This window comes from Acinetobacter sp. NyZ410, assembly GCF_022828975.1.
GTDB classification, from domain to species: Bacteria; Pseudomonadota; Gammaproteobacteria; order Pseudomonadales; family Moraxellaceae; genus Acinetobacter; species Acinetobacter guillouiae.
In genome coordinates this window covers 2,988,332-3,009,781 of record NZ_CP094620.1, presented here as the reverse complement: position 1 = coordinate 3,009,781, position 21,450 = coordinate 2,988,332, and the positions used below count along the sequence as shown (strand labels likewise).

Here is a 21,450-nt window from a genome sequence, read left to right as displayed (position 1 = left end):
TTCCTTTTTATACTAATTGGTCGCAGTGGGTTCTGACGTTAATTGATATATCCAACTTGGGACTTTAGGTAAAGACTTTTCAGGAATCTTGTCAGTCACGCTAACCATGGCATCAATCGGGATATGGAACCATTTTTTATTGCGATCTACTACATTTTTGCCATGAAATTGAATGATTTGAAACCACGGGTTACGGCGTCCTTCCACTGTTCTTCCGCCAATTTTCGAAAATTTATTCATTGCTGCATATAATTTTTCTTCAGGAAGCCCGAGCTTAATGACGTTGTCACGCATTTTATTGATTAATGGTAAGTAGGCCAAAATACCCAGCATCAAACGTGGGTCGATTACTCGTGCAGCCATTTGGGCAAGCTCAATGACGCTTTTATTGATCCCTTGTGCTTCCATTACACTGAAACCCACACCTAAATGCCGTGCTTCATCGCCATTAATCAGTTCAAAGGCTTGGTGGCAAACTGGATCATCTACAGTATCCAATAAAAAGGTACATAAAGCGCCATCCAAAGCCACTTCAAGCATGGGAATCACTGCGCCTAAAATATAAAAAGGCATTTCATCGGCATAGGTATCTAGCCATTCAATAATCAAGCGTAAATTTTTATTTGGTTTAGGGATATCACCATCTAACATTCCCCAGCGTTTCATGAGCGCCATTTCTGCATTGGCATGGCGTTGTTCTTCGGCATGAAAGATGGCGTACATCTCCCGTAAAGTTGCCGTTGGCGCTTTTTTTGACATTGCTGAAAATGCACGGGCACCTACATGCTCAATCCACATCAGATCTGCCATAAAGTCTTTAAGTTTTGGCCATTGTTCAGCTGTAACCAGCTCACGGCCTGGTGCATCCCAATCAATATCGGATAAAGTCCATTGTGTGTTTTTGACTTTATCTAACATTTTTTCTAAGTCAATTGAAGCCATAGCAAATCTATCAAAAATAAGGATTTCATTGCATTTTATTTAATATTTCTGTGAATCAATTGGCAAAGATATTCATTGTGGAATGATGAAAAATATCAACCCAGTAATGGTTTGATTTTGAATGTGAAAATTTAGCTAAGTGATTGAGATAAAAAGAAAGACTTGTCATAAAAGGACAAGTCTTATCATTTGGAGCAATAGATTGTTTAACAATTAAAATTTATCTTCTGGTGTTTCAAGTTCTTTAACTTCAACTTGTTGAACAGGGTGGGGCTGAGGCAATTCAGGCTGTGAATTTGTTCTGAGATATTCCAAGTCTCGAATATTCTTTTGTACAGCAACAGCGCCGAAGAGGCTAAGTAAAAAAGCCATGATATAAAAACCTTTCTCACTGAGTGCCATGGTCGCATTCCATAAACCCAATGCGAGCAGAACGATACAGATCACCACTGAAGCCCAACATAGTCCATAATAAATTGCTGTGACTGGCTGACCTTCAAGTTTATCCCGAACAACTTTTTGTAGTGAAACAGCAGAAAATAGACCATAAAGGATCAGGATTAAATAATAGCCTTTTTCATTTAATAGAATTTGTGCATTGAATAAACCGACACAGTAGGCTGCCGCACCAGCAAGTAAAGCCACCCAACTGACTGCAATAAAAGCAGGGGTGGGTTTATTGATATATTGGTTCATTGTTGTTCCTTATTACTATTTTACTGATTTTTCTATGTTCTATTATGCTGATTTGAAATGAGATGGCAAATCTTTTCAATTTATGAGAGCTAATTCAAATAGAGTTTAAGTGTGGGAAATAATAAATAGTATTTTAAATCAATTGGATATTTCAGCTATAGAACAGTTAAATCAAAAAAAACCAAAATGAAATTTGTCATTTCATTTTGGTAAAGAGGAAAACATGATTGATTTGTATTATTTTTTTAAATCCATCAATAAACTAAAGTTGTCTAGGCGCTTCTGTGTATCATAAATATCGCAAGTGAAAATAAATTCATCTACCTGATATTTTTCTAAAAGTTGCTTTAAACCGTTCTTCACTGTGTCTGGTGAGCCAATTTGCGCCATACCTAAGAAGTTTTGTACTGACATTTTCTCTGATGCTGACCATCGGCCTTCCATTGTTGCTACAGGCGGTTTCAGTTTTAAACTTTGTCCTGTCAGTAATGCAAGAATACGTTGATACACACTTGTGGCTAGATACTCTGCTTCCTCATCGGTTTGGGCGACCACAGTAGGAACCCCCATAGATACAAACGGTTTATCTAAATAGGCGGATGGTTCAAAATTGTCACGATAGAGCTGAATGGCTTGTCCTAACATTCTCGGTGCAAAATGTGAGGCAAATGAATAAGGAAGCCCCAATTTAGCCGCCAGTTGTGCGCTAAAAAGACTCGATCCTAAAAGCCATACAGGCACATGCGTACCTTGTCCTGGTGTTGCTTTAATTCTTTGCTGAGGCACTGCATCGGCGAAATAGCTTAAAATTTCTAAAACATCTTGTGGAAATTGCTCTTCAGTTTCTTGACGGCCACGTCTTAATGCACGCATGGTGGTTGGATCTGTTCCGGGCGCACGACCTAAGCCGAGTTCAATACGATTTGGATAGAGTGTTGCCAAGGTACCAAACTGTTCAGCAACCACTAAAGGTGCATGGTTGGGTAACATAATCCCTCCCGAGCCCACTTTAATATTTTTTGTATTGGCTAAGATGTAACCCAGCAATACAGCAGTTGCGGAGCTGGCGATACCGTCCATATTATGATGTTCAGCTAACCAAAGGCGATCAAAGCCTAACTGTTCTGCATGCTGAGCAAGTTGCAATGCATGCTTAAGTGAAAACTCAACTGTTTGATCTTCTCGAACAGGTGCGAGTTCTAGGATAGAGAACTTCGTATTCTTTAATGCGGTATCTGTTAAAGACGACATTTTTAAACTCGAAAATAATATATATCGAAATAATACGATATAAGTGTGCAAATGTATATCGGAAATTGTCGATATTTGGTGGTTTTGATGTTGATTTTATTATCCAAAAAAATTAAGCACCCGAAGGTGCTTGATTTAAATAATTGGATATTAATTTTGGACTGAAATTAATTTTTCCAGTTATTCCAATGATTCTTGTTTTTGTAGTGACCATAATGATTGCCATTGTCTTTACGATAGCCACGGTCATTATAGCGATAATCAACATTACGGTAACCGCCACGATCATATCGATCATTGTAACGTCCATAACGGTTGTCATAGCGATCATCATAACGACGGTCGTCACTGACTTTTTGACCTAATGCCGAACCACCTGCAGCACCAAGACCTGCGCCAATATAGCCACCAGTTGAAGTACCCGTCACATTACGACCTACGGTATAACCACCAGCACTACCTAAAGCACCACCGATGATCGCACCATTACGGTCACGCTTATTTGATGAAGCGCCTGCGCCAACACCACCACCGATTGCAGAACCAATCATCGCGCCTGTTGAACCACCCATTTGTTGGCCAATCGCAGCACCCACCACACCACCAAGTGCAGATGTTAATGCTGTATTGGTTGAGTTGCCTGCATGTGCAGTCGTCATCATTGTTGCTGCAATTACAGTTGCACCAAGGATTGCTTGTAATTTCATTTTAAACTCCTGATCGAAGCTTCTTCGAATTCTTTATCTTGAGGCTAGAATAACGAAACATTTAGCAATAATTATGGATTTGAATGTAAGCAATTTCTGTGTTTTGTGTGTGGATTGTATATTTGGCTGATTAATTTATTCATATTATGTGAATATTAAACTTAATTTTAAGTAAAACCTTATTTTGTACAAGTAATATTAAGCTATGAATCATTACTTGTAGTTCTACAAGATTGACAGTTTATCTAAGATGAAACAAAACAAAAAAGCACCCGAAGGTGCTTGATATCATTCACGGATCATTTAGTGATGACGGCGGTGTTTTTTGTAGTACTTTTTATTGTACTTACGTTGATCTGCATGGCGGTCTTGAGAAACTTTTTTACCGAGAACCGAACCACCCGCCGCACCAGCAGCAGCACCAATATAACCACCTGTGGTACCACCCATATTTTTACCTACGGTATAACCACCAACACCACCTAAACCACCACCGATTGCAGCCGCAGTACGGTCTTTTCTATTGGTTGATGCTGCAGCACCACCTGCACCACCCACTGCTGAACCAATCATTGCGCCAGTGTTACCACCGATTTGTTTACCTACAGCAGTACCAACGACACTACCTAGAGCAGAAGTTGCTGCAATACGTGTTGAGTTATCAGCATGAGCACTTACTGTAAATATTGAAGTTACTGCTAATACAGTACTAAATATGATCGTATTAAATTTCATGTGTTGCTCCATGTCCTTATCTGGACAGTTCTATCTCTATTCGATGTGGCAAATGTAACAAAAATTTTTCCAAAAAATGTGGAGAGGGATCTGAAAATTGATAGCGTTTGGTATCTGAATGTATGTTTTCTATTAAAAGTGATTTTAAAACACCCATATTAGTCAACAAATAGCATGAATAATGGAGAATAAAAGCATCTAATCAAAAATCATGCGGATCATCTTGTTATAAATTCTACAGCTTATCTTGATGGTGCTTATATAAATGTGTCATTTAAATGGCAGAATCGGTAAACTAGGCACAATTTTAGAATTTTCTTACCAATTTTAAATGGGCTGTTATAAAGCTCAATGTTTTTTGGTAAGGCTTAGCTTGAGAATGTATTTAAAATGAAAGAATCGTTACGTTTACGATTAGACCAACTTTGTGATCGACATGAAGAGTTAGAAGCATTATTGGCAGATGTTGAAGTTATTTCAGACAATAAGCGTTTTCGTAATTTGTCCCGTGAGCATAATGATTTATCAGAAATTACTGATGTTTGGAAAAAGTACAAGCAAGCTGAAGAAGATATTGAAACAGCAGAAGCAATGTTAACTGATCCGGATTTTAAGGATATGGCTGTTGAGGAAATCAAAGAGAACAAAGCTTTAATTGAACAACTTGAAGCTGAGTTGAATATTCTCATGATTCCTAAAGACCCAAATGATGCCAACTCGGCATATTTGGAAATCCGAGCTGGTACCGGTGGTGATGAAGCTGCGATTTTCTCGGGTGACTTATTCCGTATGTATAGTAAATACGCTGAAACTCAAAACTGGCGTATTGAGATCTTATCTGAAAATGAAGGTGAGCATGGCGGATATAAAGAGATTATCTGTCTAGTGAATGGTGAAGGTGTTTACGGTCGCTTGAAGTTTGAAAGTGGGGCGCATCGTGTACAACGTGTTCCAGCCACTGAGTCACAAGGTCGTGTACATACTTCGGCATGTACTGTGGCAATTCTTCCAGAAGTTGATGTAGACACCACAGTAGAGATTAATGCTGCGGATCTACGTATCGATACTTACCGTGCTTCTGGTGCGGGTGGTCAGCACATTAACAAAACTGATTCTGCTGTACGTATTACCCACCTTCCAACAGGTACTGTGGTGGAATGTCAGGATGAACGTTCACAGCATAAAAACAAAGCAAAAGCCATGGCGTTACTGGCTTCACGTTTAGAGAATGCGAAACGTGCTGCAGCCGATGCAGCAACATCCGAAATGCGTCGTGATTTGGTGGGTTCAGGGGATCGTTCGGAACGTATCCGCACATATAACTATCCACAAGGTCGTATGACAGATCACCGTATCAATTTAACTTTATATAAGTTAGATGCAGTAATGGAAGGTGATTTGACTGAGCTACTTGACAGCTTACATCGCGAATATCAAGCAGATCAGTTGGCGATGCTTGCACAACAAAATGGTGGTTAATGAATATTGCACAGGCTTTGGCCTTACGTGGAGAAGCTGAAAGTTATGAGCGTCAAGAAAATGCTTGGTTACTTGAGCATATTTTAAAAATTGATGCTTTTGATTTGTCACTTAAATCTACGCAAGAATTAACTGCTGAGCAAGAACAGCAATATGTTGAGGGTCTAGCGCGGATTGCTGCGGGTGAACCCTTGGCTTATGTAACTGGCTCACAACCATTTTGGACTTTGGATTTAACCGTTACCAGAGATACTTTAGTTCCACGTCCAGATACTGAGGTTTTGGTTGAAACGGTTTTAAATCTTGATTTGCCTGAAGATACTCGTATGGTTGATTTAGGTACGGGTACAGGTGCGATCGCATTATCGCTGGCAAGTGAGCGTCCAAATTGGTCTATTATTGCCACAGATATTTATGAACCGACTTTAGAAGTTGCTTTACATAATGCTGAAAAGCATGACTTGGGGCAGGTCAAGTTTTTTCTAGGAAGTTGGTTTAAAGCTTTGAATCGTCAATTTTTTGATGTGATAGTTTCTAATCCACCTTATATTGATGCTGCTGATGAGCATATGCCGCATCTTGCTTCTGAGCCTGAAAGAGCTTTGGTTGCTGAGCAGCATGGTTTGGCGGATATTGAACATATTGTTCAGCAAGGTAAAAAATGGTTGGCGACTCAAGGTTGGATCGTACTTGAGCATGGTTATGATCAAGCTGAAGCGGTACAAAACATTTTTAAAGGTGCTGGTTTTAAACAAGTCAGAACCGTTAAAGACTATGGCGGTAATGATCGTGTCACACTAGGTCAGTGGCCAAATTAGTTTTGCATTGCTATATCTAAAAAGACTTTGTTGGATTGCGGAGGTTGCTTATCCAACAAAGTCTTTTTTATTGGCGAATAAAAAGTATTAAAAGAATTCGCTGTATTTTAAAGCTAAGGGGGGAAATATAGCCTTTAGAAAAACCAGCTAAGTCAAATTACTTTTCACCAATTGAATCGGCTCTAAGAGTTTTTCACCCAAAGAGCTGTGCATTTCTCTTTCAATTAAACGAGTAATTGAATCTAAAGGTAAATCATTTTCTTGTAGGCCAAATGGTTCTTCAAGCTGAGCACTCAAAGCATCTAGTCCCAAAAATAAATAAGCAATTAAACTGACGATGACGGGTGTCCAAATCCCTAAACTTGCTTCTAAACTAAACGGCAAAATCAAACAAAAGCAATATACTGTGCGATGTAATAAGACTGAATAAGAATAAGGCAATGGGGTGGTTAGAATGCGATCACAGCCAGCCTGAATATTACCCATAGCAACAATATGATGATTTAAACCTTGATAGATAATGTCAGAAATTTCACCTGATTTAAGTGATTGCACTAAAGATTTTTGGATTTCTTCTAAAACAAATTGTGCAGCATTAATGTGGTTTGCCAGTTGGCTAAAGCTTAATTCATCTAAATCAACTTTATTTTTATAAAATTCAATGGACTGATTTTGATTGCGTAAACGATTTCTTAATAAACGGGTAAATAGCATTACACGATACATTAAAACTTTACGCTGGTTTTCTTGTAAAACATGTGTGTCACGAGAAAGATGGCGTGAGGTTGCAATCAAAGCACCCCAGAGTTTACGACCCTCCCACCAACGATCATAACATGCAGTATTTCTAAAGCTTAAGAAAATAGAAAGGATAATCCCGAACACGGTAAACCCAATTGCAGGTACAGCAGGAATTGTAAAATAGTGATGTGATGATAGGTAAACCAGAACTGTCGAGATCAGCACAACAAAAGTTAATGCGGGTAAGACTTTGGGAAGAATGGTGCCGTGCCAAGCAAAGAGAAGTGCGAAGCTGTTACTTTTATCACGAATGATCATACTGTCTACCTAACTATTACTGCGACAGTGTTTCATAGAGAAAAGCAGAAATGCAAGTTGCAAATAAGCAATTTAAAAAATACGGCTGATCAAAAGCCGTATTTTGAACGGTTTATGTTCTCCAACGTAAAAACCAGTTTTCAATCAATTTCATCAGATTGTCAGTGAGTTTACCGAGAACAGCCAGTAAGATGATCGCAATAATCACAATATCAGGTCTTGAGGTTTCTCGACCATCACTGAGCAGATAACCGATACCTTGTGTCGCTGCAATCAGTTCTGCTGCAATCATAAACATCCACGCTAGGCTTAAACTGTTTCTGAGTCCAACGAGAATTCCAGGCGATGCAGCAGGCAGAACAATTTGGAAGATACTTTGTAGATAGGTCAGACGGTATACTTTTGCCACTTCTAACAACTTTGAATCAACACCATGTATGGCAGATACGCTATTGGTATAGGTAGGAAAGAATGCACCAATCGCAATTAAGGTAATTTTTGAGGCTTCATCAATGCCTAACCACAAAAGCAATAACGGAATCCAAGCAAGACTTGGAATAGATTTGATCGCTGAAAATGTAGGTTCTAAAAATTCTTCAATGTGTTTGTTTAAACCCACTGCAATTGCAAAAATGAGCCCCAATAAGCTACCAATAAAAAAACCTAAAAAAACACGCCAAGTACTGGTATAGATATGGGTCAATAAATCACCTGCGGCAAGCTGTTTGAATGAGTCAACTAAGCTACTTGGGGCAGGGAGCAGATAAGACTCAATCCATCCAAAACGAACTAAATACTCACATAATAAAATGAGCAGCAACGGAAGTGTAATTCCTTTTACCCATTTTAAAACATTGGCCTTAACGGCAGGTTTGTTTAAACTCGCCTGCGCTATACGTACATTTGATTCGCTTTGCGTCGATTGAGTATGTGTAGACTTTGTCATTACTTCTCAGCAACCTTGTCAATGACCTTTTGTGCATATTTGCTGTCAAATAGTTGATCTACAACTTGATTTACATTGGTGCCTTTTCGAACCAGTTCCTCTTCAGTCAAAATAGTGCCTGCTTTCTTTAGCGCATTAAGCTGTTTCGCGGTTGGAATGTTTTGATCTAGGTTAGTTCGGCTCAATTGCAACTTCGCCACTTCAAGTGGCAATTTTGCTTCACGTGCTAATAATTCTGCAAGTTTATCTGGATTGGCTTTTGCCCATTTACGTGCTTGTTCATAAGCTTTAATTACAGCCTCAACTGCTTCTGGGCTTTGGGTGCTAAATTGATCTTTTACACTTAACACGCTGTAACTATTAAAAGCGATATTGCGATAGAGCAGTTTTGCGCCTGATTGCAATTGTGCAGATGCCATCAGTGGATCAAGACCAGCCCAAGCATCTACCTGACCACGTTCTAAAGCTGTTTTCCCATCTGGATGTTGTAGATGTACCAATTGCACATCGCGTTTATTTAACCCGACGGTTTCAAGTGCTTGAAGCGTAAATAAGAATGGGTCTGTCCCTTTAGTTGCAGCAATTTTTTTCCCTTTGAGGTCTTTTAAGGATTTGATTGCTGAGTTTTTAGCAACCACTAATGCAGTCCATTCTGGCTGGCTTTGGATATAAACCGTTTTAATCGGACTGCCATTGGCACGACTCAATACTGCTGCTAAACCCGCGGTAGAGGCGAAATCGATACTGCCACTGTTTAAATATTCAAGTGAACGGTTACTGCCTTGGCTAAACACCCATTTGACCTCTGTTTTGGGTAAGGCTTTTTCTAACAGCTTTTGTTCTTTAACCACTAAACTTGTTGGGGCGTAATAGGCGTAGTCTAATTTCAATGTTGTTGGGATGGCTGCAAAAGAAGACATTGCGGTTAAGCTTAAGGCTAAGGTGGAAACTAAGCGCGTCATTTTTTTGCTAAAAACGTTCATACATACCCCATAAAATTCAAAGAGAAACACAGAGCTAGATATGTATATTTTTTAGGGTGAAAGTACAAAAAAGAAAAACAGATATTCACTTCTTAAAATATGAAATGTAAAAAATATTGATTTAACTATATGAATAAATTTATTTTTTTAAAGTATGCATATTTGCTTGTTGAATAGATGATTATTGAAATGAGTTATAAAAAAATATTCTAATTAAATTTTAGTCATTAGACATAAAAAATGCCTCTATACAGAGGCATTTTTGGATTGGGCAAATTAAACTGGATAATCTTCCAGACTGTCTGCAATTTCAACTTGGTCTAATGCATTGGTTTCAAGTGCCAGACAAAGCGCAACAATTTTTGCAGTATCAGCAATGTTTTCTTTTTTCATTGCTAAGCCTGATTGAATTGCATCTAATCGCTCTTGGTGAATATCAAGCGCTTGTGCGACTTCTGCAGCATCATTGGTTTTGAAAAAATCATTCATGGCATGTTCAAAGTCATGATCTGAAGCTTTTAAAATACCTTCGATAAGCTCATCTAAATGTTCAGTTTGAGCAGAAAGGGAATGGATAAAGTTTTGAACTAGATTTTGCTCTAGTACATCAATCATCTTAATCATGTTAGTGACCTAAAAGTGATTAAAGGGGAGGAGGGTACCACAGGAAATAAGCAGAAAACCTGCTTTAAATTGGGTAATAAATATACCATTATTGATTAATTTGCAACCTTATTCAGATAAGCTGTAAATATCGAGCTTGTCTTTATATTGATATATCTTTTATTATAATTTTGATTTTAAATAAATTTTTTAAAATATTATCTTTTGCATTAACAATGCTTTCAATGTTATTTGAGTTCTCTATAAGTACCTGGACTTACCCCAGTCCATTTTTTAAATGCCCGATGAAATGCGCTGGCATCCTGAAAATTCAACAGCTCACTGATGTCTTGTAAGGTATGTGTGGTTTTACCAAGCAGTTCAATCGCCATATCTCGCCGTATATCATTTTTGAGTTGTTGGTAACTGCTGCCTTCATTTTTTAAACGGCGTTGTATGGTGGCTTCTGAAATATTGAGCTGCGCTGATAGTTCACCGAGTTCTAACCATTCAGCAGGAGCAATAGAAAGTAATTGCTTGCGAATCATTGAACTTAAAGCCAAAGGATTCTTAAATCTTAATAGTAGATTTTCAGGGGTGTTTTTAATAAAACCATACCAAGATTTTTGATCACGTTTGATTTGAATGTTTAAGTAGTTTGCATCGAATTGCAGATAATTCTCATCTGCTTGGTAAGTAATATTTTCACAGAATCGAACGCGATAATCGCTGTCATCTTCAGGAGGCGTGCATTTTAATTGTAATTGATTGAGTAAAATTCTTTGATCTGCTAACCAACAGATCAAACTGTGAATCAACATAATATAAGTGGCATAGCAGAACATACGCTTAGTTTGTAATTTATCTGTAATGACAATGTATGCATAATTTTCATCAATAATCAGTTTGCTGGTGAAGTCATCCAAGACAAAATTAAAATATTGCAAAATTTGTTCAATCGCTGTCTGTAGGGTATCCGCTTGCATGACCATTTTAGACAATAATTTATAACAACCGCGTCGCATCTGATGCGAGTCCATGCCAAAGAACTCATCATTCATATGGTCTGCTATTTTAGTCCAAAGTTTTGCATAAGCTGAAACAGCAATACTTGATTTGGTTGCATGAAATATTTCCAGCGGTATCTCTGCATCATGCAAAATCTGCTGTATATCATAGCCCTTGTCTTGGGCACTGCTCAGCGCCTCATGTACCAGTGCAATTGAAATTGTGCCTTTGCTTTCACTGAATTGTTGATTGTTCACAGTGTATTCCATTATCTTGTGAGACGTGTTTTGTGACTAAAGTTTTCCAAAAAGATGTTTAAATTGTCCAAATACATCATACAGGATGCAACTTTTGGAAATTGTACTCAAGCTTGACTATGTTTACTCTGCATCTTAAGTCGAAAGTGGGTTTAATTCATCATTTAAACTGCTCAATTCAAACAATGAACTAGGAAAATAAAATGAAAATTGAAGGAAAAGTTTTTGTTGTGACTGGTGGTGCATCTGGATTAGGTGCAGCGACAGCCACACATTTGATTGGTCAAGGTGCGAAAGTGATCATGGTGGATATGAATCACCAGCTTGGCGAAGAAATGCAGAAGCGCTTAGGTGAAAAGTCCAAATTTGTTCAACTTGATGTGACCGATGAAGTTGCTGTTGAACAATTCTTTAAAAATGTGGAGCAGGATTATGCTCAATTAAATGGCTTAATTAATTGTGCAGGGATTGGCCCATCTGCCAAAGTACTAGGTAAAAATGGCATCCATGCTTTAGACGCATTTCAAAAAGTATTGAATATTAATGTCGCAGGAACATTTAACATGCTGCGTTTTGCCGCAGATGTCATTTCTCGTTATGCGTTACCAGCAGGTGAAGAAGATCGTGGTGTGATTATTAACACTGCTTCAGTGGCTGCGTTTGATGGCCAAATTGGTCAATCCGCTTATGCTGCATCTAAAGGTGCTGTTGTTGCAATGACATTACCTTTGGCGCGAGAACTTGCGCAACATGCCATCCGTGTGATGACCATTGCACCAGGGATTATGGAAACCCCGATGTTGAAATCATTACCACAAAATGTTCAAGATGCGTTGGGTGAAATGGTGCCTTTTCCTAAACGCCTTGCGAAGCCTGAAGAGTTTGCACAGCTTGTTGGTCATATTTGTGAAAATAGCTATTTAAATGGTGAAACAATTCGATTAGACGGCGCAATCCGTATGCAGCCAAAGTAATCTGGTCTAATCCGCCTGCTTATTTCTAACTTTGCTTTAACGTAAGCAATAGCAAACTTTTAAAAAATTGAATATTGCCTGACATGATCTAAACCATCATGTTAGGCAGACTTTAGCCTAAATTTATACAAACAACGAGATTTTGATTGGTCGCTGATCATGATTGCAGTGATTTAAAATTTAAAAGTGCTGAGAGGGATGCTCAAATGATTCTCAATGATGAACAAAAAATGGTTCAGGAAATGATGCGAAATTATTCGCAGAATAAACTTAAACCCACAGCTGCTGAACGTGATAAAACTGCAAAATTTCCTCATCAAGAACTCAAAGAGTTGGGTGAACTGGGTGCATTAGGCATGACCGTGTCTGATCAATGGGGTGGCGCAGATTTGGACTATATTTCCTTGGTGACGGCAATTGAAGAAATTGCCGCAGGAGATGGTGCAATTTCAACCATTGTCAGCGTACAAAATTCTTTGCCTTGTGGAATTATCCAAAAATATGGGACAGACCAACAAAAACAAGATTACTTAATGCCATTGGCAACAGGTCAATGGCTTGGCTGTTTCTGTTTAACGGAACCACAGGCGGGTTCAGACGCAGGTGCTTTGCTATGTAAAGCAGAACGTGATGGCGATTCGTGGGTAATTAATGGAACCAAACAATTCATTACTTCTGGACAGCATGCGCAAGTGGCGATTGTATTTGCAATTACGGATAAATCCGCAGCAAAGAAAGGCATTTCTTGTTTTATCGTTCCAACCAATACAGAAGGTTATATCGTTTCTCGAATTGAAGATAAAATGGGACAACATTGCTCAGATACCGCAACAATTGTTTTTGAGAATTGTCGGATTCCTGCTGAGAACATATTAGGAAATGAGGGTGAAGGATATAAAATCGCCTTGTCGAATTTAGAGTCAGGTCGCATTGGTATTGCCGCTCAATGTGTGGGAATGGCACGAGCAGCATTGGATGCTGCGGTTGAATATGCCAATCAGCGTAAAGCTTTTGGAGTGGAGTTGGTACAACATCAGGCTGTGGCATTTCGCTTAGCCGATATGGCCACTCAAATCGAAGCAGCACGGCAGTTGATTTACCATGCCGCAAGTTTAAAAGATGCAGGTTTAGCTTGTCTAAAAGAAGCATCAATGGCGAAGTTATTTGCATCTGAAATTGCTGAAAAAGTCTGTTCAGATGCGATACAAATTCATGGTGGTTATGGCTATGTCGCTGATTTTCCAGTAGAGCGAATCTATCGAGATGTTCGAGTCAGCCAGATTTATGAAGGCGCTTCCGATATTCAACGTTTAGTTATCGCAAGAGCGGTGATTCAGTAAGTTCAATTGTAGATTAGCGCATCAAAATTCTATCTCAAGACCAGCTTCGCACTGGTCTTTTTTATTTTAAAGCCTTCCACCATGACAGCAAAAGCAGATGTTCAAAAACCGCAATACAATTGAGGTATTTGGAAATTGTGTGTGATTTCTAATCATGGTTATCTATAAGTATAGGAACACATGTTGAATGATTCAACATTTTTAGAAAAGCTAGAAAGCAAAATATGGAACCGCACATCGAGATGATTTGTGCTGAAAATACAAGGATATTGCCATGAAAACATTGGAACAAGCCTACCAAGAATTCGATTATGAAAAACTAATCAATGAGCAACTGGTTGGCAACCCACAGTCAATCAATGCCTATATCGAGTGCTGCGAGCGTTTTGTCGGTTTAAACAAAGTGGCTTTGATCTGGGAAGGCAAAAACGGTGAGTCTTCACAATGGACCTTTGAGCAACTGGCACAAGCATCAGGAAAATTAGCCAATTATTTACACTCGCTAGGCTTAAAAACAGGCGATTGTATTGCTGGCTTATTACCACGGACTCCAGAATTATTGATCACTATATTGGCAACTTGGCGTATCGGAGCAATTTATCAGCCCTTATTTACCGCCTTTGAATCAAAAGCGATTGAGCATCGCGTAGCAACAGCCAATACCCAACTGATCATCACCAACACTGAACAACGTCCAAAATTAAACGGGATTGAACTTCCACATATTCTGACTGTTCATCCACAAGATTTTGCAGTAACAAAGGATGCAGATTTTTGGCAAGAGCTAGCAGGTCAATCAGCTGAATGTGCACCGGTCATGTTGAGTTTTACTGATGATTTTTTAATGATGTTTACCTCTGGAACAACAGGTTTGGCAAAATCGGTTCCAGTACCATTAAAAGCGATTTTGGCCTTTAAAGAATATATGCGTCACGCCGTTGATTTACGTGAAGATGATTCATTTTGGAACCTTGCGGATCCAGGTTGGGCATATGGTCTATATTATGGTATTGCTGGCCCATTGGGATTGGGACACAGTATTATCATGGATGAATGTGCATTTAGTGTCGACCATGCTTTGGAAATTATTCAAAAATACCAAGTCAGTAATCTTACTGGTTCACCAACAGCATTTCGTATGTTCTTTGGCTTTAAAGAAAAATTTAATGCTTCAATCAAAGCGCATTTACGTGCAGTCAGCAGTGCGGGTGAACCTTTAACACCTGAAGTAATTCATTGGTTTAATCATGACTTAAATGTCAATATTTATGACCAATATGGACAAACAGAATTAGGTATGGTGATTGGTAACCATCATGCTTTAGCACATGCAATAAAAGTCGGCTCAGCAGGTTTTGCTAATCCTGGTCATCGTTTTGCAGTGTTAAATCAAGACAACCAAGAAGTTGAACGAGGTGAGATTGGAACGCTAGCAATTGACTTCTCTCAATCGCCACTCACATGGTTTAAAGGTTATGGTGGAAATAATCGTAAATCCTTCGTTGGTCATTATTACTTAACTGGGGATACGGTTCGTTTGAATGAATTAGGTGGGGTTGATTTTATTGGTCGTGCAGACGATGTCATTACAACTTCAGGTTATCGTGTTGGGCCATTTGATGTAGAAAGTACACTTTTGGAATGTGTTGAAGTTTTAGAATCGGCCGTTATTGGTAAACCTGATCCAGAAAGAACAGAGATCGTAAAAGCTTTTGTTGTGCTCAAGCCCCAGTTCACGGGTTGTCACCAATTGAATACTAAATTACAAGAGTATGTACGTTCTCGATTATCTAAGCATTCTTACCCACGTGAAATTGAGTTTGTTGAAAGCTTACCCAAAACATCTAGTGGCAAAATTCAACGTAATTTATTGAAGCAACAAGAAGTGGCTAAATTACAGCAAATGCAATTGCAGGCTTAATATCTTTTAAAGTTCCATGCTTTGCACCCGAAAGGGTGCTTTTTTATGATCAGCATAAGATCTCGTATTTCTAAGGTCTTTATAACAATTTTAGTCCACTTTACCTGTGATTTTTTTTGTCTAAATAATAAATGGATCAAATAGAATGATTCAAATTCACGATATTGTCATTAATAAAAATTAATCTGCTTTAAATTTCAACAAACGTTAAAAATTATGCAAAATTTAAAACCACATACACTTTGTTTAAGCCTTGCACTATTGGGCTGTTCATTTCCAAGCTATGCACAATTGATGTTTAGCCAATATATCGATGGTACAGGAAGTAGAAAAGGATTAGAAATTTATAATCCAGATGCATCAACCGTCAACCTTGCTGATTATCAAATTCAGCTATATAGCAATGGTAAAACAACTCCTACAACTGTTGATTTACAAGGAACACTTGCGACCAAAGCCAAATTTATTGTGGGCAGTACTGAATTGCAGGTAGAAATTGGTAATAAATTAAATCAAGTTGCAAATGCTTTGTCATTTAATGGCGATGATGCTTTGGTCCTTGTGTATAAAGGAACAGCTGTAGATCGTTTTGGGCGGATTGGGGAAAGACCTGCAAGTGGCGGTTGGGGGACCACAATCACCAGTGCTGGAAATAGCCTAAGCAGAATAAAAAATAAAAATGATGTCAGCGCTGTAGATCCAAATAGTGCCTTTGATTTGGACAGTGAGTGGAGCAAATGGTCAGATCGTAATGCATTCAGTAGCTATTTAGGTACTGGTACAACGACTCCGCCAATCACTGCAATCAGTTGTAGTACTGCTGATACTGCAATTGCAGATTTACAATCTGCGGCACAAAACCAACAATATGTGGTTCGAGGTGTCATTACTGCGGATTATCGCTATCAAAATGGTTTTTCAGGTTTTTATATTCAAACTCCTGACAGTAAAGCTAAAGCAAATTTAAGCAATGCGATCTTTGTCTATCTCCCTGCTGCAAGCACAATCACTGGCGGTAAAGTGGGTGAAGAAGTGATTCTGAAAGGGCGTTTAACCAATTATGAAAATCAATTGCAAATTGATCAATTGAGCAGCAATATTCAAACCTGTAATAATCAAGCCGCAAGTCTGGTAAGTTCTACTCCGATTCAACTGCCATTTTCAAGTTTAACCGATGCTACAGGCAATGCACCTAAGCGCTATCAAGGCATGTTGGTGAAAATTCCTCAAACCTTAACGGTTAGCGAGAATTATGATTATGGTCGATATGGTCAATTGTCTTTAAGTTTGGGACGTTTATATATCCCAACCAATTTATATCCTGCGAAATCCAATGAAGCGGTTGCTTTAGCAAAACAAAATCTATTGTCTAAGATTATCTTGGATGATGGTTATAACAATCAAAACAGAACACCATGGTTGCCACAAACATTTAATGCGGCAAACACTTTACGTACAGGCTATCAGCTTAAAAATGTTGAAGGGATTTTGGAATACCGTTTTAATGCTTGGCGTATTCAACCGATTCAAAACAAAGCTTTGCCTGAGGTTGTCAAAGACAGCAATTTGCGGAATTCAACCGTCTTGGCAAAAGAGACTAAACAGGTTCGTGTTGCCGCATTTAACGTCCTAAATTATGACAATTCGCCGCTGATTGGTGTTAAACCAGATCGTGGTGCAAACACCGAGACAGAATTTAATCGTCAACATGCCAAAATAGTCAGTGCGATTAAAACCATTGATGCAGATGTTTATGGCTTAATGGAAATTGCCAACAATGGTTATGGCGAAAAAAGTGCTGTGAATTACTTAACCAAAGCTTTAGGTGCAGATTGGAAATATGTCATCCCACCGAATATGGATAAGTTAGGTACTGATGTGATTGCAGTTGCGATTATTTATAATAGCAAACGTGTAAAACCTGTTGGTAATCCTGTGGTATATGATGATTTGACACAGAAAAACCGAGTCACGATGGCACAAAGCTTCCAAGCGGTAACGGGAGGAAAAACCTTTACTGTTGTACCAAATCATTTAAAGTCTAAAGGTAGTTGTCCTGACGATAAAACTTCACCAGAAGCAAACCAAGGTGATGGTCAAGGCTGTTGGAATCCGACTCGTGTTACTGCAGTACAAAAATTGATTCAGTGGATTGCAACCAACCCGACCAAAGCTGAAAAACCAAATTATTTATTGGTCGGGGATATGAACAGTTATGCCAAAGAAGATCCAATCTTGGCATTTGAAAAAGCCAACTACAAAATATTGCTAAATGATGAAAAAGTAGGGCAAGGTAAATCTGCATATAGCTATGTCTTTGGTGTGGCCAGTGATGCAACCGGGAATGGTGGTGCGGGTAATTTAGATCACGCAATTGCAGATGCAAACTTATACCCAATGGTTAAACGTACTTTTGCATGGCATATCAATGCTGATGAACCAACAGCATTAGACTACAATGAAGAATATAAGACTGAAGAACAAATTGCTTCTTTCTATGCGCCAGATGCTTTCCGTTCTTCTGATCACGATCCGGTTATTGTTGATTTAGATTTAAATGAATCAAGTGGTACTACAGGTGGGCATAAGAGCAGTGGGGGCAGTACGGGACTGTGGTCTTTATTTGGACTGATGTTGCTTACAGCGAGCTCAGTATTAGCGCGTTCTAAAAAGAAATCCTAATACGCTGATATCTTTTTAAAGAGAAACTAGATCACTAGTTTCTCTTTTTTTATGCTTTTATAAAACTATAGAACATAAAAAATTGCACCAACTGATTTAAGACTGAATCTCTTCATAGATCAAGCGAATGAGTGGTCGAAATTCTATTTCATCCATCCAAATCATTCAGTTTTATCTTTCAACGGTACTATGGCTCGGATCACGGTAAAACCCTGCTGAGAATGGATTTCAAAACTACCTCCAATTCTTTTTACTCGCACTTGCATACTCTGCAAACCCACATGCAAACCAGCTTGAACCTGATCAACTTCAAAGCCAATGCCATTGTCTTGAATGGTTAAAACGAGTTGTTGTCGTTCATCTTCAACCAACGAAACTTCGACATCAGTTGCATGGCTATGTTTTACAATATTGGTTAAGGCTTCTTCTGCGACACGAGAAAAGGTTAAACAAATCAATGCAAGCGGTTTATGTTTCCATTTTTCTGCAAAAATCCAAGTCGATTCAATCTCCATTTCTTCGAAAATTTGTATAAAACGATGACGCAATGGCGCAACCCACATCACTGGGCTTTCTGGTATTTTTGCCCCAGCACTGCTTCCTGAGTCAATCACTTGGCGTAAGTCATTTCTTAACAGTTTAAACATAGAGATCACTTGCTGTTTTTCAATATGTTCACTGTGATCCAGTATAATCATCGAGCGAACAATTGAACCACCTAGTCCATCATGTAATTCATGAGACAGATTTAGACGCTCTTGCAACCGCATATTATCAATTTCGAGTTGGTACTTTTTATCTAAAGATTGTTCTAAGTCAAACGTGACTTTTTCAATAGTTTCTTCAAGGGTCTGATTAAATTTTTCAATACGTCCAACATTTTGTGAAATACGATAAGCCAAGATAAACGAAATTGCTAAGCTGGTAATTGGTGCGGCCAATGGCGTCCAATAGAGCGTCTGATCCAGATGATGGATCATGCTATAAAAATCATGAACAATAATAAGTAAATAAATGAGGAAAATAAACGCAAGCAGGAGAATGTCCATCTTTCTACGTTTAAAAGCAATCCACTGGAAAAACAAGCAGTTAAAAATAAATACCATGCCAGAATAGAAAAAGACAGAGGATAAGCTACGTTCTAGATAATTGATCGGTGTCAACAGCAATGCCGCAATCGCGATTGTAGAGGTCAATAAAAGTAAACGTTCTAAATACGGATAATGGCGATTGGCAAAACGCCAAGCAAATAAACAGAGGCAATAGGTATATCCAACTAAAAACACCAGATTTAGACGTGCTGTTAAGATACTGTCGGTAAAAGGAATAGGAATGGTCGAAATAATATTATAGGCAAACAATACCCATAAAAATGAAGTTAAACCAAACCACCCAAAGGCTTTTTCTTGGCGTCGAAATAGCCAAATGGTAAAACCTGTAGTTCCCACCACAAAGGTAATAATAATATTGATAAAAAATAAAGTTCGCCGTTCAAAAACCAACTGATCCTGTTGATTGGCGATATCTTCGGCCTGACCAAATTTAATTTTTCCTAGGCCTGAATGTTGTGATGCAACCCCTACAACACGGACTAAAATTTCATTTTGTTGGTTTTGAATAGATGTAGCAGGAAGTACCCAATACCTTGGCATATTCCAACTTCTTGACAATGGCTCTACTAAGGATTTGTCTTTCCATAACAGTTCATTATTGCTATAGACAGCTCCTGCAATATTGATCCGTTCAATCAGTAAGGCGACAGGTTGATTTTCCTGATCACACTGATATTGCCATTTGATTTTATACCAAGCAGTGCCTGTGTAGTTTTTCCAGCGCGTTTCCCAGTCATCTGGCAAGGTGACTGTTTTCCATCCCTGTTGGGGAACCTGTTCAAGATTTGCAAGCGCTTGAGCAACTTGTATGCTTTGGATTTGAAAGTGGCAGGCTGCATCTGTTGTATTGGACTGACCTGTTAAGGCTGCACCAGCAAAAGCAAAATGCTGGGTCAAACTTAGCATAAGACCGAACAACCCGATTAATTTTAGAATTAGTCGAGTAATCCTAAGTTGCGTGCTGTATCGATGGCTTTGGCTCTGTTGCATACCGCAAGTTTCCGATAAATATGTTTAATATGAGATTCAACGGTATAACGGGATAAATTGAGTTGATCTGCAATTTCCTTATTGCTTAAGCCTTGAGAAACCAGTTCTAAAATTCCCAATTCTCTTTTGGATAATACACTGTCCTGATCAGTGACTTTCTGACAGGGTGCAGTTTTATTTGAATTATTTTTTTCATTAAAGTGTAGTTGTTTTAAAATTTTTTGAGCAATAAATGGATCAATCGGCGCTCCACCACGTAAGACACTTTTGATCGAAAGAGAAACTTCTAAGTCATCTCTTTCTTTGAGCACATAGCCTGTTGCACCTGCACTTAGTGCATTGAGGATCGCATCTTCAGTGCTCCATGCAGAGATCACTAAAATCATGATGGTTGGATCATAGTTTTTTAAAATTTCAATAAACTCAATTCCATTACCATCAGGCAAGCCCAAATCAACCAATGCAAAAGAGGCTGAGTGTATACTGAGTTGTTCTTTGGCTTGAGCTAAACTTTGGGCAAAACGTAAATCTGAAATTGAGTATCCTAGATTAATTAATATGTCAGTCAGTCTTTTTTGTATAAGCGGCTCATCTTCTACGATGATAACTGGAACAGGTAAACTTAACTCATTGTTCATGATGTAAAAAACTCGCCCATGTCTATTGGACTTAGTTTTTCAGATATTGATGGCTTTATCTATACCTGATAATAGGTATTTTTAGTATTTAATTCAGTGATTAGGAATGAATATTCAGTTTATTACAATCGCGTTTTAACGCACTTACTGAGTATCAAAAGATGCCTAAAGTCAATTTATTGAGACCAAGTTAACTTTTTGAGATAAGGTTATTGAGACAAGTTAAGTAAATATTCAAATTTTAGTAGATAAAAATCACAATTTAACAGCAAAATATCGGTTATATTCGCTGAATAATGGATTATTTTT

General features: G+C 38.4%; 18 protein-coding genes. 6 read left to right on the top strand and 12 right to left on the bottom strand.

Annotation, left to right across the window (positions count from 1 at the left end; translation table 11 throughout):
* Positions 1 to 12: 12 nt before the first annotated feature.
* The 5 genes from MTO68_RS14275 to MTO68_RS14255 all read right to left on the bottom strand — a co-directional run bounded on the left by MTO68_RS14275 (position 13) and on the right by MTO68_RS14255 (position 4,331).
* A complete protein-coding gene (locus tag MTO68_RS14275) occupies positions 13 to 942 on the bottom strand; it encodes a ferritin-like domain-containing protein (protein WP_034613436.1) in 930 nt (309 codons plus the stop codon).
* A 213-nt stretch (positions 943 to 1,155) separates the two neighbouring features.
* Positions 1,156 to 1,638: an inner membrane protein YiaA gene (gene yiaA / locus MTO68_RS14270; protein WP_034613439.1), complete on the bottom strand. Its 483-nt coding sequence runs from the start codon at positions 1,636 to 1,638 to the stop codon at positions 1,156 to 1,158.
* 237 nt (positions 1,639 to 1,875) lie between these two features.
* The gene (locus tag MTO68_RS14265; RefSeq protein WP_004822422.1) at positions 1,876 to 2,889 is read right to left on the bottom strand and encodes an LLM class flavin-dependent oxidoreductase; all 1,014 of its coding nucleotides are present in this window, start codon (positions 2,887 to 2,889) and stop codon (positions 1,876 to 1,878) included.
* Positions 2,890 to 3,056: 167 nt separating this feature from the next.
* Positions 3,057 to 3,596 (bottom strand): glycine zipper domain-containing protein, encoded by a 540-nt coding sequence (locus MTO68_RS14260; RefSeq protein ID WP_004822419.1) that lies wholly within the window; start codon positions 3,594 to 3,596, stop codon positions 3,057 to 3,059.
* Positions 3,597 to 3,899: 303 nt separating this feature from the next.
* Positions 3,900 to 4,331, bottom strand: a complete 432-nt coding sequence (locus MTO68_RS14255) for a hypothetical protein (RefSeq protein WP_004822418.1) — start codon at positions 4,329 to 4,331, stop codon at positions 3,900 to 3,902.
* Positions 4,332 to 4,721: 390 nt separating this feature from the next.
* Between MTO68_RS14255 and prfA the strand changes: the two genes are divergently transcribed.
* On the top strand, positions 4,722 to 5,810 hold the full coding sequence (gene prfA, locus MTO68_RS14250) for a peptide chain release factor 1 (protein WP_004719378.1): 1,089 nt from the start codon (positions 4,722 to 4,724) through the stop codon (positions 5,808 to 5,810).
* Complete coding sequence (gene prmC, locus MTO68_RS14245; protein ID WP_244013036.1) at positions 5,810 to 6,628, top strand: peptide chain release factor N(5)-glutamine methyltransferase; 819 nt, start codon at positions 5,810 to 5,812, stop codon at positions 6,626 to 6,628. The genes prfA and prmC overlap by 1 nt, the downstream gene beginning before the upstream one ends.
* Before the next feature lie 147 nt (positions 6,629 to 6,775).
* Here the strand turns inward: prmC and MTO68_RS14240 are convergent, their stop codons facing one another.
* From MTO68_RS14240 to MTO68_RS14220, 5 genes are all read right to left on the bottom strand, one after another.
* Positions 6,776 to 7,687 (bottom strand): bestrophin family protein, encoded by a 912-nt coding sequence (locus tag MTO68_RS14240; protein ID WP_004822414.1) that lies wholly within the window; start codon positions 7,685 to 7,687, stop codon positions 6,776 to 6,778.
* 112 nt (positions 7,688 to 7,799) lie between these two features.
* Complete coding sequence (locus tag MTO68_RS14235; RefSeq protein ID WP_244013035.1) at positions 7,800 to 8,633, bottom strand: ABC transporter permease; 834 nt, start codon at positions 8,631 to 8,633, stop codon at positions 7,800 to 7,802.
* Complete coding sequence (locus MTO68_RS14230; RefSeq protein ID WP_244013033.1) at positions 8,633 to 9,616, bottom strand: aliphatic sulfonate ABC transporter substrate-binding protein; 984 nt, start codon at positions 9,614 to 9,616, stop codon at positions 8,633 to 8,635. The genes MTO68_RS14235 and MTO68_RS14230 overlap by 1 nt, the downstream gene beginning before the upstream one ends.
* A 276-nt stretch (positions 9,617 to 9,892) precedes the next feature.
* Positions 9,893 to 10,240, bottom strand: coding sequence for a hypothetical protein (locus MTO68_RS14225; protein ID WP_004719389.1), 348 nt, complete (start codon positions 10,238 to 10,240; stop codon positions 9,893 to 9,895).
* A gap of 227 nt (positions 10,241 to 10,467) precedes the next feature.
* Positions 10,468 to 11,496, bottom strand: coding sequence for an AraC family transcriptional regulator (locus MTO68_RS14220; RefSeq protein ID WP_244013032.1), 1,029 nt, complete (start codon positions 11,494 to 11,496; stop codon positions 10,468 to 10,470).
* 191 nt (positions 11,497 to 11,687) lie between these two features.
* Between MTO68_RS14220 and MTO68_RS14215 the strand changes: the two genes are divergently transcribed.
* From MTO68_RS14215 to MTO68_RS14200, 4 genes are all read left to right on the top strand, one after another.
* The gene (locus MTO68_RS14215; RefSeq protein WP_004719394.1) at positions 11,688 to 12,458 is read left to right on the top strand and encodes a 3-hydroxyacyl-CoA dehydrogenase; all 771 of its coding nucleotides are present in this window, start codon (positions 11,688 to 11,690) and stop codon (positions 12,456 to 12,458) included.
* A gap of 206 nt (positions 12,459 to 12,664) precedes the next feature.
* Positions 12,665 to 13,798, top strand: a complete 1,134-nt coding sequence (locus tag MTO68_RS14210; RefSeq protein ID WP_244013030.1) for an acyl-CoA dehydrogenase family protein — start codon at positions 12,665 to 12,667, stop codon at positions 13,796 to 13,798.
* A gap of 274 nt (positions 13,799 to 14,072) precedes the next feature.
* The gene (locus MTO68_RS14205) at positions 14,073 to 15,719 is read left to right on the top strand and encodes an AMP-binding protein (protein WP_244013028.1); all 1,647 of its coding nucleotides are present in this window, start codon (positions 14,073 to 14,075) and stop codon (positions 15,717 to 15,719) included.
* Between the two features lie 216 nt (positions 15,720 to 15,935).
* Positions 15,936 to 18,401 carry an ExeM/NucH family extracellular endonuclease gene (locus tag MTO68_RS14200; protein WP_234624204.1) on the top strand — a complete coding sequence of 822 codons (2,466 nt, stop codon included), beginning with the start codon at positions 15,936 to 15,938 and terminating at the stop codon, positions 18,399 to 18,401.
* Between the two features lie 161 nt (positions 18,402 to 18,562).
* On the opposite strand, the gene MTO68_RS14195 is transcribed toward MTO68_RS14200, so the two are convergent.
* Positions 18,563 to 20,503: an ATP-binding protein gene (locus MTO68_RS14195; protein WP_347814805.1), complete on the bottom strand. Its 1,941-nt coding sequence runs from the start codon at positions 20,501 to 20,503 to the stop codon at positions 18,563 to 18,565.
* Positions 20,449 to 21,141 carry a response regulator transcription factor gene (locus MTO68_RS14190; protein WP_034613481.1) on the bottom strand — a complete coding sequence of 231 codons (693 nt, stop codon included), beginning with the start codon at positions 21,139 to 21,141 and terminating at the stop codon, positions 20,449 to 20,451. The genes MTO68_RS14195 and MTO68_RS14190 overlap by 55 nt, the downstream gene beginning before the upstream one ends.
* Positions 21,142 to 21,450: the final 309 nt, after the last annotated feature.

What these genes read in the sequence shown, in the direction of transcription:
- MTO68_RS14210 (WP_244013030.1), top strand. Translation starts at nt 12,665, where the DNA reads ATGATTCTCAATGATGAACAAAAAATGGTTCAGGAAATGATGCGAAAT.
- yiaA (WP_034613439.1), bottom strand. Translation starts at nt 1,638, where the DNA reads ATGAACCAATATATCAATAAACCCACCCCTGCTTTTATTGCAGTCAGT.
- prfA (WP_004719378.1), top strand. Translation starts at nt 4,722, where the DNA reads ATGAAAGAATCGTTACGTTTACGATTAGACCAACTTTGTGATCGACAT.
- MTO68_RS14205 (WP_244013028.1), top strand. Translation starts at nt 14,073, where the DNA reads ATGAAAACATTGGAACAAGCCTACCAAGAATTCGATTATGAAAAACTA.
- MTO68_RS14235 (WP_244013035.1), bottom strand. Translation starts at nt 8,633, where the DNA reads ATGACAAAGTCTACACATACTCAATCGACGCAAAGCGAATCAAATGTA.
- MTO68_RS14200 (WP_234624204.1), top strand. Translation starts at nt 15,936, where the DNA reads ATGCAAAATTTAAAACCACATACACTTTGTTTAAGCCTTGCACTATTG.
- MTO68_RS14230 (WP_244013033.1), bottom strand. Translation starts at nt 9,616, where the DNA reads ATGAACGTTTTTAGCAAAAAAATGACGCGCTTAGTTTCCACCTTAGCC.
- MTO68_RS14275 (WP_034613436.1), bottom strand. Translation starts at nt 942, where the DNA reads ATGGCTTCAATTGACTTAGAAAAAATGTTAGATAAAGTCAAAAACACA.
- MTO68_RS14265 (WP_004822422.1), bottom strand. Translation starts at nt 2,889, where the DNA reads ATGTCGTCTTTAACAGATACCGCATTAAAGAATACGAAGTTCTCTATC.
- MTO68_RS14240 (WP_004822414.1), bottom strand. Translation starts at nt 7,687, where the DNA reads ATGATCATTCGTGATAAAAGTAACAGCTTCGCACTTCTCTTTGCTTGG.
- MTO68_RS14190 (WP_034613481.1), bottom strand. Translation starts at nt 21,141, where the DNA reads ATGAACAATGAGTTAAGTTTACCTGTTCCAGTTATCATCGTAGAAGAT.
- prmC (WP_244013036.1), top strand. Translation starts at nt 5,810, where the DNA reads ATGAATATTGCACAGGCTTTGGCCTTACGTGGAGAAGCTGAAAGTTAT.
- MTO68_RS14225 (WP_004719389.1), bottom strand. Translation starts at nt 10,240, where the DNA reads ATGATTAAGATGATTGATGTACTAGAGCAAAATCTAGTTCAAAACTTT.
- MTO68_RS14220 (WP_244013032.1), bottom strand. Translation starts at nt 11,496, where the DNA reads ATGGAATACACTGTGAACAATCAACAATTCAGTGAAAGCAAAGGCACA.
- MTO68_RS14255 (WP_004822418.1), bottom strand. Translation starts at nt 4,331, where the DNA reads ATGAAATTTAATACGATCATATTTAGTACTGTATTAGCAGTAACTTCA.
- MTO68_RS14195 (WP_347814805.1), bottom strand. Translation starts at nt 20,503, where the DNA reads ATGCAACAGAGCCAAAGCCATCGATACAGCACGCAACTTAGGATTACT.
- MTO68_RS14260 (WP_004822419.1), bottom strand. Translation starts at nt 3,596, where the DNA reads ATGAAATTACAAGCAATCCTTGGTGCAACTGTAATTGCAGCAACAATG.
- MTO68_RS14215 (WP_004719394.1), top strand. Translation starts at nt 11,688, where the DNA reads ATGAAAATTGAAGGAAAAGTTTTTGTTGTGACTGGTGGTGCATCTGGA.